General features: G+C 67.8%; 14 protein-coding genes. 5 read left to right on the forward strand and 9 right to left on the reverse strand.

Going from position 1 to position 14,446, the window contains the following annotated elements; all coding sequences use genetic code 11:
* Positions 1-26: 26 nt before the first annotated feature.
* Genes AB0L91_RS07565 through rsmI form a run of 4 tightly spaced genes read right to left on the reverse strand, consistent with a single transcriptional unit; the run spans position 27 to position 2,581 of the window.
* Positions 27-779: an isocitrate lyase/phosphoenolpyruvate mutase family protein gene (locus AB0L91_RS07565; RefSeq protein ID WP_357342842.1), complete on the reverse strand. Its 753-nt coding sequence runs from the start codon at positions 777-779 to the stop codon at positions 27-29.
* The gene (locus tag AB0L91_RS07570) at positions 776-1,192 is read right to left on the reverse strand and encodes a PIN domain-containing protein (protein ID WP_365008025.1); all 417 of its coding nucleotides are present in this window, start codon (positions 1,190-1,192) and stop codon (positions 776-778) included. Before AB0L91_RS07570 ends, AB0L91_RS07565 begins: the two co-directional genes overlap by 4 nt.
* On the reverse strand, positions 1,193-1,711 hold the full coding sequence (locus AB0L91_RS07575; protein WP_365008027.1) for a helix-turn-helix domain-containing protein: 519 nt from the start codon (positions 1,709-1,711) through the stop codon (positions 1,193-1,195).
* Between the two features lie 42 nt (positions 1,712-1,753).
* Entirely contained in the window at positions 1,754-2,581 is an 828-nt protein-coding gene (gene rsmI / locus AB0L91_RS07580; RefSeq protein WP_365008030.1) for a 16S rRNA (cytidine(1402)-2'-O)-methyltransferase, read from the reverse strand.
* Between the two features lie 156 nt (positions 2,582-2,737).
* Between rsmI and AB0L91_RS07585 the strand changes: the two genes are divergently transcribed.
* The gene (locus tag AB0L91_RS07585; RefSeq protein WP_355274613.1) at positions 2,738-4,315 is read left to right on the forward strand and encodes a phospholipid carrier-dependent glycosyltransferase; all 1,578 of its coding nucleotides are present in this window, start codon (positions 2,738-2,740) and stop codon (positions 4,313-4,315) included.
* Positions 4,316-4,322: 7 nt separating this feature from the next.
* On the opposite strand, the gene AB0L91_RS07590 is transcribed toward AB0L91_RS07585, so the two are convergent.
* A complete protein-coding gene (locus AB0L91_RS07590; RefSeq protein ID WP_355273406.1) occupies positions 4,323-4,682 on the reverse strand; it encodes a GntR family transcriptional regulator in 360 nt (119 codons plus the stop codon).
* A gap of 6 nt (positions 4,683-4,688) precedes the next feature.
* Positions 4,689-5,930, reverse strand: coding sequence for an arginine deiminase (gene arcA, locus AB0L91_RS07595; RefSeq protein ID WP_355273403.1), 1,242 nt, complete (start codon positions 5,928-5,930; stop codon positions 4,689-4,691).
* Positions 5,931-6,064: 134 nt separating this feature from the next.
* Here arcA and soxR point away from each other — a divergent pair, with 134 nt between their 5' ends.
* Positions 6,065-6,550, forward strand: a complete 486-nt coding sequence (gene soxR, locus AB0L91_RS07600) for a redox-sensitive transcriptional activator SoxR (RefSeq protein WP_365008034.1) — start codon at positions 6,065-6,067, stop codon at positions 6,548-6,550.
* A gap of 21 nt (positions 6,551-6,571) precedes the next feature.
* Here the strand turns inward: soxR and AB0L91_RS07605 are convergent, their stop codons facing one another.
* Positions 6,572-7,699: a glycosyltransferase gene (locus AB0L91_RS07605; protein ID WP_357342836.1), complete on the reverse strand. Its 1,128-nt coding sequence runs from the start codon at positions 7,697-7,699 to the stop codon at positions 6,572-6,574.
* Between the two features lie 191 nt (positions 7,700-7,890).
* Here AB0L91_RS07605 and AB0L91_RS07610 point away from each other — a divergent pair, with 191 nt between their 5' ends.
* From AB0L91_RS07610 to AB0L91_RS07620, 3 genes are all read left to right on the forward strand, one after another.
* Entirely contained in the window at positions 7,891-8,202 is a 312-nt protein-coding gene (locus AB0L91_RS07610; RefSeq protein ID WP_365008037.1) for a hypothetical protein, read from the forward strand.
* A complete protein-coding gene (locus tag AB0L91_RS07615; RefSeq protein WP_365008039.1) occupies positions 8,202-10,799 on the forward strand; it encodes a hypothetical protein in 2,598 nt (865 codons plus the stop codon). Before AB0L91_RS07610 ends, AB0L91_RS07615 begins: the two co-directional genes overlap by 1 nt.
* Before the next feature lie 198 nt (positions 10,800-10,997).
* Positions 10,998-11,501, forward strand: coding sequence for a hypothetical protein (locus AB0L91_RS07620; RefSeq protein WP_365008040.1), 504 nt, complete (start codon positions 10,998-11,000; stop codon positions 11,499-11,501).
* A gap of 62 nt (positions 11,502-11,563) precedes the next feature.
* Here AB0L91_RS07620 and AB0L91_RS07625 read toward each other — a convergent pair whose 3' ends face one another.
* Positions 11,564-12,556 carry a GAF domain-containing protein gene (locus tag AB0L91_RS07625; RefSeq protein WP_365008041.1) on the reverse strand — a complete coding sequence of 331 codons (993 nt, stop codon included), beginning with the start codon at positions 12,554-12,556 and terminating at the stop codon, positions 11,564-11,566.
* 8 nt (positions 12,557-12,564) lie between these two features.
* A complete protein-coding gene (locus AB0L91_RS07630) occupies positions 12,565-14,433 on the reverse strand; it encodes an EAL domain-containing protein (RefSeq protein WP_365008042.1) in 1,869 nt (622 codons plus the stop codon).
* Positions 14,434-14,446 lie beyond the last annotated feature (13 nt).

Genomic DNA, 14,446 nt, shown 5'->3' on the forward strand with positions numbered 1-14,446 from the left:
GACGGGTTACCCCTGTCCGCGCGAGATCAGTTCCAGGCGGCGAGCAGCTTGCTCGCTTCGGCGCCCAGTGCCGCCTGCAACAGCGGCCCGAAGCTGATCCGGCCGACGCCGAGTTCGGCGAGATGCGCCCTGGCCGGCGTCCCCGGCTGCGCGATCGCGTTGATCGGCAACGGCAGTTCGGTGGCGAGCCTGCGCTGGACCTCGTCGGAGTGCCAGCCCACCGGGTACAGCGAATCCGCGCCCGCGTCGGCGGCCAGCCGCAGCCGGGCGATCACCCGATCGACCCGGTCGGCCTCGTCCCCGTCCTGACGCAGGAACAGATCGGTGCGCGCGTTCACCACGACGTGCACCCCCGCCGCGTCGGCCGCCGCGCGCAGCCCGCCCACCAGTTCGGCATGCTCCTCGGGCGAGCGCAGCCGTTTGCCCTCGCTGTGCACGGTGTCCTCGATATTGAGCCCGACCGCGCCGGCGCCGAGCAGCCCCTCGATCAGCCGCGCGGGTTCGAGCCCGTAGCCCGACTCGATGTCCACCGAGACCGGCACCTCCACCGCTCCGGTCACCTGGGTGACGCGCGCGAGCAGTTCGTCGAAGGTCATCCCCTCGCCGTCGCTGCGCCCGACCGAATCGGCGACCGGATGGCTACCCAGTGTGAGCCCCGAAAAGCCCGCGGCCACAGCGACATTCGCCGACCACGCGTCCCACACGGTCGGCAGCACCACCGGATCACCGGGCTGGTGCAGTTCGAGCAGAGTCTTCGCTTTCGCGTCCAGAGAGGTCATACCCGCGATGATGCCCCACCGCGGACCTCAGCGGGGATCAGATTCCTTCGACCAGGATCGCGCCCACCTCCCGCGCGAATTTCGGTGACGATTGCCGCCGCGTTCCCTCGGACAGCAGCCGCGACGACGTGCCGGTCGGCCGCGTCCCGCAGTCCGGTCACACACTGCTCCAACGGTTCCCAGCCTTCGACGCAGGCATCCTCGAACGCTGCATTCATCCCGTCGACACGTCGCGCTATCCGTTCCTCGGTCATGCGCGGATTGACCTTCACCACCGCCCGCGAAACCTCGTCGAGGATTCGTTCACTCCACAGCGGGCAGAACGCATGGCGTTTAGCCAGGGTCAGGAGGAGATCGGATTTCACGATGGGAACGAGGACACACGCATCCAGAACCACCCGGAACCCGGACATTCAGCCCTCGTCGCTTCGCGACGCCCGCGCTTCCCTCACTGCCTGCAGGTAATCCTCGGCCGGAGGATCGTAGAGCCCGTCTTCTTCGGCGTCGCGGACGAGATCGTTCAAGACATCGTTCCGCTCGGCGCGCCGACGTTCCTGGTAGTCGAGCACATCGCTCAACAGCAACCTGCGGTGTCGAGAACCAGACGGCTTCTCACACGGCAACGCCCCTCGCTCCAACAGCTTCACGAGAGTGGGGCGGCTGATTCCGAGCAGGTCGGCCGCCTGCTGCGTAGTCAAGCACTGCTCGACCGGAGCGATAGTCACCGCGCGACGCTTCCGCATTGCGCCGACGACCTGAACCAGCACTTCGTAGACCTCGACCGGAAGTGGAATCTGCTCTCCGTCAGGCCCGAGCAACGCGGCCGGCTGACTGTGCTGCTCGAGGAAGGTGGACAGGTCCAGCAGCTCACGCAGGTCTTCCGGCGGAAGGACGGTGCCCTTTCGAAGGGTCTCGCGATGCGGAGTGGCCACGCCCCCAGGATGCGTCAAATTCGAAAAAATCGCAACACCGGACTACTCGGCGGAGCGGGCAGCCAGTACTGCTTCGTAGAGGTCCTTGCGGGATGCTCCGCGACTGGCGGAGACCTCGGCGCAGGCGTCTTTCAGGCGCATGCCGCTCGTGACGAGGGTCTCGACCTCGCCGACCAGATCGGCAGGATCGGCCGAGACCGGCTTGGCGCCTTCGAGAACCACCGTGATCTCCCCGCGCGCGCCCTCGACGGCCCAGGCGGCGAGCTCGCCGAGCGTGCCGCGCACGACCTCCTCGTAGGTCTTGGTGAGTTCCCGGCAGACGGCCGCGCGCCGGTCCGGCCCGAGGACGGTGACCGCGTCGGCCAGGCAGTCGGCCAGCCGGTGCGGCGCCTCGAAGAAGACGCACGCGCGCTGTTCGGCGGCCAAGGTGCGCAACCACTCCCGGCGCTGACCACCCTTGCGCGGCGCGAAACCGTCGAAGCAGAACCGCTCGACCGGCAACCCGGACAGCGCGAGCGCGGTGGTGACCGCGGACGGGCCGGGCAGGCAGGTGACCGGGAGATCGCGTTCGACGGCGGCGGCGACCAGGCGATAGCCGGGGTCGCTGACCGACGGCATGCCCGCGTCGGTCACCAGCAGCACGGTCAGGCCGCTGGCGAGGTCGTCGAGCAGGGCGGGGATGCGGGCGGTTTCGACGTGGTCGTAGAAGCTGACCACCCGGCCGGTGATCTCCACGCCCAGCGCCTTGGCCAGCGACTTGGTCCGGCGGGTGTCCTCCGCGGCGACCACATCGGCCGAGCCGAGCGCGTCGCGCAGTCGCTGGGACGCGTCCCCGATGTCGCCCATCGGCGTAGCCGCTAAGACCAACACAGTGTCGTCCAGCCTCTCCGGTAGTTTGGGTCATTCTGTCAGGCGCGCGCGCCCCGCCGGTTCGCGCATCGGAGGAGGGGGACAAGTGTCGGGTCGGACTTCACTGGGCGCACCGCCTACGATCGGGGCGTGATCCCGGTGACCGAAACGCGTGCGATGCCACCGTCACGGCCCGCCTCCGTGCTGGTCGGTCCGGCTCCGCTGCGACCGACGCCGGATTTCGGCCCGCTCGACACCGCCCGCGGCTGGGCGGTCACCTTGGTACTCACCGCGATCGCGGCCATCACCCGGTTCGCGAACCTGAACTATCCGACCGACGCGCGCACCCCGGTCTTCGACGAGAAGCACTACGCGCCGCAGGCCTGGCAGATGGTCACCGGCGGCGGCGTGGAGGACAACCCCGCCTACGGCCTGGTGGTGCATCCGCCGGTCGGCAAGCAGTTCATCGCGATCAGCGAGGCGCTGTTCGGCTACAACGCCTGGGGCTGGCGCGGCACGGCGGCGCTGGCGGGCACCGTCCTGGTCCTGCTGGTGATCCGGATCGTGCGGCGCATGTCGCGCTCGACGCTGATCGGCGCGTTCGCCGGCATCCTGCTCATCGCCGACGGTCTGACCTTCGTCTCCTCTCGCATCGGCATGCTCGACATCTTCATGGCGCTGCTGGTGACCGCCGCGTTCGGCTGTCTCATCGTCGACCGCGACGACGTGCGCGCACGGCTGGCCCGCGCGGATCTGGCGGGCCGGGTCGGGATCACCGACTGGGGACCGCGACTCGGCGTGCGCTGGTGGCGGTTCGGCGCGGGCGTGCTGCTCGGGCTGGCCTGCGGCACCAAGTGGTCGGGCATCTACTTCATCATGTTCTTCGGCCTGCTCAGCGTGGCCTTCGACGTCAGCGCGCGGCGCGCGTACGGGGTGCGCAGGCCGTGGGTCGGCACGCTGGTCCGCGATGTCGGTCCGGCGCTGTACGCGCTCGTCGTGATTCCGCTGGTGGTGTATCTGTCCTCGTACTGGGCCTGGTTCGCGAGCGAGTCCGGGGTGTACCGGTACGCGGTCGGCAATCAGGTCGGCACCGGCGGACCGTTCGCATTCCTGCCCGACGCGCTGCGCTCGCTCTGGTATTACCAGGGCGAGACCCTCGACTTCCATTCCAGCCTGACCAATTCTGCGGGCAACCATCACCCGTGGGAATCCAAGCCGTGGACCTGGCCGATGGGCTTGCGCCCGATGCTCTACTACTACGCCGACGGCACCGTCACCGGCTGTGGCGAGTCGCAGTGCGTCAAAGCCGTGATGGCCGTCGGTACCCCCGCGCTGTGGTGGCTGGCGCTGCCCGCGCTCGGCTGGATGCTGTGGCGCTCGGTGGTGCGCAAGGACTGGCGCTACGCGGCGGTGCTGGTCGGCTACGGCGCGGGCCTGCTGCCCTGGTTCCTGACCCTGGACCGGCAGATGTACTTCTTCTACGCGGTGGTCCTCGCGCCGTTCCTGGCGATGGGCGTCGCGCTGATCCTCGGTGACATCCTCGGTTCGGCCCGGCCCGCGGGGATACCGCGCAGTCCCACCGGCACCTATCTCCCGGCCCCGGTGAACGAGCGCTACGCCCTCGGCCTGCTGATCGTCAGCATCTATCTGGGCCTGGTGATCGCGAACTTCGTCTGGCTGTGGCCGATTCTCACCGCCCAGCCGATCAGTCCGGCCAGCTGGCAGGACCACCTCTGGCTCCCGAGCTGGCGCTAGCCCCGGGTCAGCTGTCCAGCGCGCGCTGGACGAAGGTGACGGCGTCGGCGTCGGGGAGGCCGAGCCGCCGGATGGTCGCCACGTAGTCGACGGCGGCGCGGCCCGCGATGTCCCGGGTGGGGTCGCCGGAGGAGGCGATGAACGAGCCCTGGCGGCCCCGGGTCTCCAGCACGCCGTCGGCTTCGAGTTCCCGGTAGGCGCGGGCGACGGTGTTCGGCGCGATGCCGAGGTCGGCGGCCAGGGCGCGCACGGTCGGGATCTTGGTGCCCGCGGTGAGCGTGCCTGCGCGGACCTGTTCGATCACGGCCATGCGCAACTGCTCGTAGGGCGGTTGGGCGGAATCGGCGGACAGCTCGACGTGGAACACGCTCGCTCACACCTCGTCTCGGGCCAGGGGGCAGGACATGCAGCGCGGACCGCCCCGGCCGGAGCCCAGCTCCGAGCCCTGGATGGTGAGCACCTCGACACCGGCGTCGGTCAGCCGCGAATTGGTCATCTCGTTGCGCTCGTAGGCCACCACGACACCGGGCGCGAGTGCCAGGGTGTTGTTGCCGTCGTCCCACTGCTCGCGCTCGGCGGTCGGCCCGTCGCGGCCGGTGTCGATCACCCGCAGGTTCGCGATGCCCATGGCGGCGGCCGCGGCGGGCAGGAACGGTTCGGGTCCGGTGATGCTGATCCGGTCCAGGTCGCCGCGGCCGGAGAAGCCGTCCTCGCGGCGGATCGTGAAGGCCCGCAGGGTTTCCCGCACGCCCGGGTACATCACCACGGCGTCGGTGTCGACCATCGTGCACACGGTGTCCAGGTGCATGGTCGCGCGGTTCTGCGCGATCGGCACCACCAGCACGGTGTGCGCGAGGTCGTCGTCGAAGAGGCTGCGCGCCAGCGCTTCCGCGCCGGCGGGGGTGGTCCGCTCGCCGACGCCGACCGCGACCACGCCCGGCGCGAGCAGCAGCACGTCACCGCCTTCGATCGGCGCGGTGTGCGATTCGTAGGCGCGGCGCACGCCGAGGAAGCGCGGGTGGAAGGCGTAGACGAGATCGGTGATCGAGGTCTCGCGGATGCGGGCGGGCAGCGCGAGGGAGGTGATCGCGACCTTGGGGCCGACCCAGAACGAGGAGTCCCTGGTGAACAGCAGGTTGGGCAGCGGGTCGATGACGAAGTCGCCGCCGTGGTGCATCCGGCGCACCAGCGAGGTGGTGTCCGGGCCGAACGGCAGCTCGTCGAAGGTCATCCCGGCCATCAGGATGTCGGCGAGCTCGCGGGCCTCGACCTTGCGCAGCTCGGCCGCGAGCTGATCGGCCAGGCCGTGGCCCAGCCTGCGGGCGTCGACGGCGGCGGAGATACCCTGGATCCTGGCCGCGCCGCTCACCTCGAGCGTCTCGGCGAGCAGGTCCGACAGCAGCAGGACTTCCACGCCGCGTTCGCGCAGCAGGGCGGCGAAGGAATCATGTTCGGCTTGGGCGCGTTCGACCCAGGGGATGCCGTCGAAGAGCAGCTGATCGTTGTTGCTGGGGGTGAGCCTGCGCAGTTCGTCGCCGGGGCGGTGCAGCAGCACCGTCCGGAGCGTGCCGACCTCGGAGGTGACGGCCAGGCGCGAGTCGGGGGCGGTTCCCATGCGGAAACCGTAATCCGCGGAGCGCGCGTCGGCACGGAAGACCCGCAGACCCGGTGGGTGCGGAGTCCTCCCGTTTTTCGTACACGCCACGAAAACCTCAAGTATTGTTGAGGGCGAAAACGGGAGGAGCGCAGATGACGACGGCCGATTGGCAAACGAAGGAGCTGACCCCCGGGCAGCTATCCGATCGTAGTGGAGTTGCAGTGTCCGCGTTGCACTTCTACGAACGTGAAGGTCTCATATCGAGTCGTCGAACCAGTGGCAATCAACGGCGCTACGCTCGCGAAACGCTGCGCCGGGTCGCTTTCATCCGCATCTCCCAGCGCGTCGGCATCCCACTCAGTGAGATCCGCTCGGCGCTGGACCGGCTCCCCGAAGGCCGCACGCCCACCCGCCGCGATTGGGAGACGCTGTCCACCACCTGGCGCGAGGACCTCGACGACCGCATCACCCAGCTCACCCGGCTGCGCGACAACCTCACCGGCTGCATCGGCTGCGGGTGCCTGTCGCTGGGCTCGTGCAAGCTCGTCAACGAACACGACCGGCTCGGCGCGGAGGGGCCGGGCGCGCGCGTGCTCGATGTTCAGCTCAACTGCCCGACCAGGCCGAGCTGCGGCTGACCGCCCATCGGCCTCGGTCCGTCAGCGATCGAGGACGGCGAGCATGCCCGCGACGGCCCGCGGCCAGGTGAACTGTTCGGCGCGGGTGCGGGCCGCTTTGCGGCGGCCCGAGGTGGGCATGGCCAGGACGTCGGTGACGGCCTGGGCGAAGGCACGGGGGCGGTCGGCGGCGATGGCGCCGCATTCGGCGGTGACGATGTCGGCCAGTGCCGAGGAGCGGCTGGCGACGACCGGGGTGCCAGCGGCGAGTGCCTCCAGTGCGGCGAGGCCGAAGGTCTCGTGTGGGCCGGGGGCGAGTGAGACATCCGCCGTGGCAAGCAGTTTCGCGACCATGGACCGGTCGCTGATGAAGCCGGTGAAGTGGACCGACGGCGCGCCGCCGGGCAGGGCGGGCAGGGTGCGGGCGCGGCGTTCGAGCGATTCGCGACGCGGGCCGTCACCGGCGACGACCAGCCGGGCGGGCAGCCCGGCGCGATGCAGCGCGCCCACCGCCTCGATGCTGCGGTCGACCCGCTTCTCCACCGACAACCGGCCGCAGTGCACCAGCAGCGGATGCCCCTCGACCCCGAGGTCGGCGCGCAGCCTGCGGTCGCGACGGCGCGGACTGAACAGGTCGAGGTCGACGCCGAGCGGCACCAGTTCCACATTGGGGGCGCCGATGCGCTGGAACTCCTCGCGCGCGAAGTCGGTCGTGCAGACCACCATGTCGTAGTCGTCGGCGGTGCGGCGGTTGGCCACGTCGGCGCACCGCCGCGCGGCAGGCCCCGGCAGGAACTGCCCGAGCAGCCGATCGAGCCGCTCGTGCGAGATCATCACGCTCGCCACCCCGCGCCGCCCGGCCCACCGCCCGAACCCGCGCAGCGTGAGCCGATCCGACACCTCGAGCACATCGGGCCGCAGCCCACCGAGCACATCGGCGACCCGCCGCGGATCGGCCGCGCGATACCCACCGGTGAACGGAATGGCCACCGCGGGCAGGGTGATCCGCAACGCCCCGGTCGGCAGCACTTCCTCACCGCGCCGCGCCCCCGGCACGATCAGCACCACCTCGTGCCCCGCCGCGACATACCCCTCCCCCAGGTGGTGCAGGGCGGTGCGCAACCCACCCGATCGCGGGCCGTAGAAATTGGCGAGCTGCACGATGCGCACCCTTCCGATCGTTCAGCGACGCGGGTGCACTCCGGAACCGAGCCGTGGAACGGTACGTGAACAGAGCGGAAAGACATCGGTACTCAGGCCTCCGAACTCCACCGCCCAGCTCGATTTGGTCGCCTGACAAATCTTGTAGAGTCGACCGACTGAAAGTTCATGGCATGTTTGCCGGAGGGGGATTGCGTCACGTGTTGCAGGTCGATATAGACGAGTTGAGAAAGCTCGCCACGACGGTGACTTCGGTAGGCGAGGAGATCGACAGGATCGATGTCCGGACCAGCGGCGACAAGGTCGGTGAGGCGTTCCCCGGAGTCGAGATCGGGGCTGCGTGCGCGAAGGCAGGCGAGTACTCCGAGGGTGCGTGGCTGCGGATCGCCGAGCGCATGCGGAAGCTGGCCGGCATCGTCAATCAGTGCGCCGATAGCGTTCAGACCACCGACCAGCAGTTCAAGAACCGCCTGGAGGAAATGGACTTCTTCGCCACCGGGAGCGTCGGCTGATGGTGACCCGCAACAACGTCGAGACGTGGAAACCGGAGAAGCTGTCGGAATGGGCTCAGGAGCTCGAAGACGACACCACCTCCTACGAAACCCAGCTCGGTTCGACGCTGACTCATTTCCAGGGGACGACCTGGCAGGGCGCGGCCTATCTGGCCGCCTACGACCGTTTTCACGAGGAGAACGACCAGGGCCGCAGGCTGTCCATCGAGATTCGTGATATCGCCACGGCGCTACGCAATGCCGACTCGCGGATAGCAGGCGAGCGGAATGCGCTGCTCCGCCGGGTCTCCGATGCGGAGAACGACACCGAGTCACCCGTCGGCCTGACAGTCGACGACAGCTGGAAGGTATCGGCCAGGCCATACACCGAGTCCGACTACACCGACGAGCAGAAACAGAAGGTCAAGGATCGGATCACCCACCATCAGGGTCTGATCGATACCGCGAAGACGAGCCTGCTGACGGCGGTGGGGGAAGCGATCACCGCGATCAATACAGCCTCGGACGAGGTACGGGTGCGCGGCGATCAGCTCGGCAACGGCTTGGATGTACCGACCGCGACAACAGTCGACGTGGCGGCGCTCGGCCGCCAGGACGGCGAGACCATCGCCGATGGCAAATTGTCCGACGAGGAGATCGCTCAGATCAGTGCCCGTCTCGACCAAGCCGGACTCACCGCCGAGCAACTCGAGGCGCTGGCGAACGGCCAGGAAGTCACGGTTCCGGCATCGACGATGGACTACCTGAGCAACCTCTACGACAAAGCCGGTCGTGACGGTTTGATCGACCTGGCCGACCGCCTCGTAATGAACGGTTCCCCGGAAGCACTCGAACTCCGTTCGAACCTCGCCGACGGGTTGCTCACCCTCTCCAACGAAGACGTGGTCACCAAGGACACCACTGGCGCGATCGTCGACCGCGGCGGGTGGGAGCAGCTCCACCCCGAAGTCCGCGAACTCATCGGCACCCGGCCGGGTTTCAACGACAGCCCCGACGGCAACACCCGCGACCTGCCCGACGACTACCGCTCGGGCCTTTTCGGGCCGAACATGGACGAGTGGGCCGGTGTCCAGGAATACACCAAGGACATGCGCGGCTTCGGGCAGTTCCTCGCCTCCTCCGACCAGGCCTACATCCCGGGTGAACGTTTCGGTGTCGAACTCGATCGCCAGGCTGCCAACCTGGCGTTCATCACCGACAACGGCGGATATGAGAAGTACACCGGCGATTCGAACGAACCGGAGTGGCTGTCTCGAAACGAGCACAGCGCCGCCGATCTACTGTCGGTCGGCGCCCGCAACAACGACAGCAGCTACGCGCTGTTGACCGGCAACGGCAGCGAGGAGCTCTTCGGCAAGGACGTCCCCGGCCAGAGCTACGAGAAGTACGACCCGCAGGTCATCCAGGGGATCTTCCAGCACGACTGGGTCGACAACGGCGCCGCCGCCGGCGACATGATCAAGTGGATCGGTACCGAATCCCACGAAGTCGGCGCGGACGGCAAACTGACCACCGACGCGCTTCAAGCTCGCGAGGCTCTCACCCACCTGCCCGACATCCTCACCCCACGCGAAGACGTCGACGATCCGGACGACAACAAGCCCGACCGCAATCGCTCGGGCGGGATCGATGTGGAGGAGTTCAAGAAGACCGAGATGGGCTTCGTGAACAATCCCGAACTCTCCCGGGCACTGTCCACCGCTATGGGATCGAACATCGATGCTTGGATCGACGGCGAACAGTATGCGACGACGACGTTCCTGCCAGATCCTGGTGAGGCGCACCTCGAACTCGTCGACGCGAACCGTCTCCTCTATCTGTCGAGCCAGTCCGATGAAGGCCGCCTGACTCTCGAGGTCGCTCGTTCCGCGTACGAATCGGAAATCTTGAACGGCGCGTTCGCACAGACCGAGATGCGACCGGGCGAGTACCTGGGAACGAAGACCATCGAACAGCTTGCGCATCTGGACGCCCGGATATCCAACGCAGCAGCCAATGCGCTCACCTTCCAGGACCAGAACACCGTTGAGGAACACAACAACATCCAGCAAGAGATCTACGACAACAAGAAGGCTGCCGCCAAGCTCGTCGACCAGATCCTCATGGCAAACATCGATGTCGGATTGGACTACACAAAAGGCCTAACGCAAGACAGCCACGGATTGGGGGCCGCCACCGGAGTCGAGGGAGGCAAGAAGGTCGCGGCAATGCTCGGCGAAGGTGTCGTCGAAAGCATGATCGACCAATACATAGATAAGCCCGAGACGTTGGCGGTTGAGTACCCTAACGAGGCCAGGATGAATGCGCAGGCTTACCGAGATTTCCAGCAGGCGCTCCTGAACGCCGCGGACGAGCAAGGCCGACTCGGAGACGCACCCTTGCTCGATACCACCACCGGCCAACCACTCGATATGAACAGCCCCATTTCGAACCAGTCGATTGCCGACGTTGTTGCATATCTGAAAGAGCAGGGATTCGAAGCGCCGTTGTCCGCCTACAAGACTGCCCATGGAATAGAAACAGTTACCGGCGTTGGCGAATCCGGCTCCAGCCTGGAAGTGATCCGGACCGGACAATCGACACCCGAGAAGAAGTGACCCATGCAGATTCCATATGGATCGAATAGGCTCACCGCGGCAGCAGCGATCCTTGCGACCGCTCTTGCGATGGCTTCGTGTTCTGCTGATCCTTCCCGCTCCACTACAGCGACGAATGCCGCCCCGGCCAGTTCGACTGTAGCGAGCTCATCCTTTCCCTACCCTCCCATTAAATTCGAGTGGGAGATTACGCCCCCTATGGGTGAGCAGGATTCAGAGGTCGCCAGAATTGCTCTCGAGGTGGAAACATTGGAACGCACCTGGATCGCCGCCCATCAGGATGAGTCACTCCTTCCAGAAATCAATTTCCGCGTCGGCTACGCAAACAAGCCACTTGGGCTCGACCATCGAGCACTGCCCGAAACAGGAGGAAAACTCTTTCGGGCAGTCGGCGTCAGTAACATATCCGAATCCCGTTGGACAGTCACAATTTGCGAGTTCGATACTCCCGGGGTTTACAAAATGGGCACTGACGGAAATCTGACTTTGAGCTCTCCAAATGAGTCATATCGCGTCGTTCATTCAATAGTGGCATCAACGACCGAGAAATCCGGTTCCGGCGAGAATTCGGCTACGCCCAGATTGCTCGTTGTGGACAACTCTGATGTGGATTACAACGAGACCGCTCGCCGCACCTGCGAACCTTTTGTACCCGATCCCTACATCAAACAGCCACCCCAACCCGTGCTGCCCGGCAAGTAGGAGAGCCGGGACTAGTATCGCGCGTTTCAACGCGGGCCATGCAATCCCACCAGTCCTGTGGGCTAACCGGGTTCGGGTGGGTCGTCGGACCAGACGCGGAGGAGGCCGTGGCCGGTGGCGGCGGTGGTGATGGTGACCAGTTCGGCGTTGGCGCGGATCCAGGGGGTCTCGGCGAAGCGGACGCGGAGGGCGAGGCGGCGCGACGTGCCGGGGTGGTGGGCGACGTCGGCGCAGGCGGCGCGGAGGGCGGCGAGGTCGATCGGGTCGACGGTGGGGCGTTCCACCGCCCAGCGGTCCAGTGGGGGTGGCGGATCGCCCGCCCACTCGTAGATGAGGCCGCTGGACAGCAGGATCAGGCCGACGCCGACGCCGCTGTGCTGGGAGACCGCGCGCAGCATCGTGATGTCGGGGTCGACCGCCGCGGCGTCGTCGTCGAGTTCGGGGATGGCGTGCATCAGGGCGCTCACCCGGCGCGGGCCGGGGCGGGCCCTGGTGATCATCTGGAACCGGCGCGGGCACTCGTCGTCGCCGAGCATGTCGACCTGGCCCTGCCAGCGTCCGCCCGGTGCCAGCTCGGTGGCCATGGCGAAGTACTCGACCCGGCCGTCGAAGCGGACCATCCGGCCGAACGCGTCGGGCGGGGTGCGGATCACCCGCACGTGCTCGGGTTCCCTGGCGAAGACGAGTTCCTCCAGGCCGGGGCCGTGGTGGGCCAGCTCGGTCACCGAGTCCCAATCCCAGGCCGCGACCCGGCGCCGGGGCCGCACCGGCGCGTCGACGGGGCCGGTCCAGACCTGCACGCCGTGGACACCGCCGAACGCGCACCGAACGGGCTCGGTGAGCACCAGCGTGTCACCGACGACATCGCGGGTCGATGCACCGCGCTCCAGGCACCGCCGCACCGCCTCGCGCAGCAGCCGCGCCCTGGCCGTCCCGATCGCGCGCGGCCACCGCGACGGTGGGAGCCAGTCGCGCGGGTGCGCGTCCACCGCGACCAGCGTCGGCGCGAGATCCTCGGTGAGGGTCTCCACCAGCAGCCATCCGCCTGCCGACATCACCGCGATCAGCTCGGCGCCACGCCGCGTCCCGCGCGGGGCAGATCGAGGTCGAGGGGGATGCGTCCTTCCCGCAGTTGCGCTTCGACTTCCTCGGCGGGCATCGGCCGGGCGATGAGGAAGCCCTGCGCGCGGTAGCAGCCGAGGCCGACCAGGGTCCTGGCCGCCATCGGCGTCTCGACGCCCTCCCCGACCACGCCGAGCCCGAAGGAGCCGGCCAGGCCGATGATCGACTTCACGATCGCCAGGTCGTCGTTGCTGTCACCGAGGCGCTGCACGAAACCGCGGTCGATCTTGACCGCGTCGACCGGCAGGGCCTTGAGGTGCGAGAGCGAGCTGTAGCCGGTACCGAAATCGTCGATGGCGATCTGCACGCCCATCCGCTTGAGCCCGCGCAGAGTGAGCCGGGTGCGCACGAGATCCTGCACGACCACGTGCTCGGTGATCTCCAAGCAGACCGAGCTGCCGTCGATCCCGAACAGCCGCAGGATGTCCTCGATCCGCTCGACGAAATCGGCGCTGACCAGCTGCACCGGCGACACATTGATCCGGATCACCACATTGGCGGCCAGCCCGCGGCGGCGCCAGTCGGCGAATTGCGAACAGGCCGACCTGATGACCCAGCGCCCCAGCTCACCGGCCAGATTGGTGGCCTCGGCCACCGAGACGAACGCGCCGGGCGGCAGCAGTCCGCGGGTGGGATGCTGCCAGCGGACCAGCGCCTCCAGCGCCACGATCCGGCCGGTGCGCAGGTCGACCTCGGGCTGGTAGTGCAGCACCAGCGAGCCGTCGGACACCGCGCTGCGCAGGTTGAGCTCCACGTCGTCCTGGAGTTCGAACTGCGCGCGCATGGCATCGGTGAACACCGCGACCCCGTTGCCGCCGCCCGACTTCGCCGACAGCAGGGCGTGATCGGCGCGGCGCAGCACGTCCGAGACCGAGGTCTCGCCCGGAAGGCCGAGCGCCACACCGACGCTCACCCCGCGGCTGACCGATTCCTGCCCGACCGACACCCGGCGGCCGATCAGCTGCTGGATCCGGGTGGCCTCGAGTTCGGCGGCCACCGCGTCCATCGGCGCGGCGGGCACGATGACGAACTCGTCGCCGCCGAGCCGGGCGATCATATCGCCGGGTTCCAGGTTCTGTTTGAGCCTGCGCGCCAGCGTGCGGATGAAGTTGTCGCCCGCGCTGTGGCCGAGGAAGTCGTTGAGTGCCTTGAGCCGGTCCAGGTCGAGGAAGAAGGTGGCGATCGGGCCGGGTTCGCCCGCGCGCAGCCGCTCCTCCATGTACTCGAGCAGGGCGCGACGGTTGGCCAGGCCGGTCAGGTCGTCGTGCAGCGCGATGTAGCGCAGCTTCTCCTCGGCGACCACGCGCGCCTGCAGCTGGGCGAACAGCGCGGCGATGGCCTTGAGCACGTTGAGTTCCCGCTTGGACCAGGCCCGGTCGCCCATCTTCACGAAACCGAGCACGCCGGTCGACTCGCCGCGCGAGACCAGCGGCACGCAGGCCATGGCCACCTCGGGAATGCCCGAGGACTTGCGGATCGTCTCCTGGTAGTCGGCGCTCTCGCCGCCCGGCCGCACGATCAGCGGCTCGGTGGCGAACTCGAGGGCGCGGAACACCGAATCCGCGTGTTCGAACTCGACCGTGTGCAGCGGGTCGGGGTCGGGGACCTCGAGCCGGCGCGGCCATTCGGCGACCAGCACGGTCGCGCGCTTGGCGCGATCGGTGTGGCGCAGATAGCTGACGTCGACGTCGAAATGATCGACGAGGGAGGCGAGCACCCGCTCGCTCGCCGCCACCATGGTCGTGGCGTCGACACCCATCAACTCGGAGGCGACCTGGGTCACCAGTGAGTCGAGCGTTTGCCGAGGCACGTTGTCTCCGATC

Origin of the sequence: Nocardia sp. NPDC051833 (assembly GCF_040681225.1) — a bacterium.
GTDB lineage: Bacteria > Actinomycetota > Actinomycetes > Mycobacteriales > Mycobacteriaceae > Nocardia.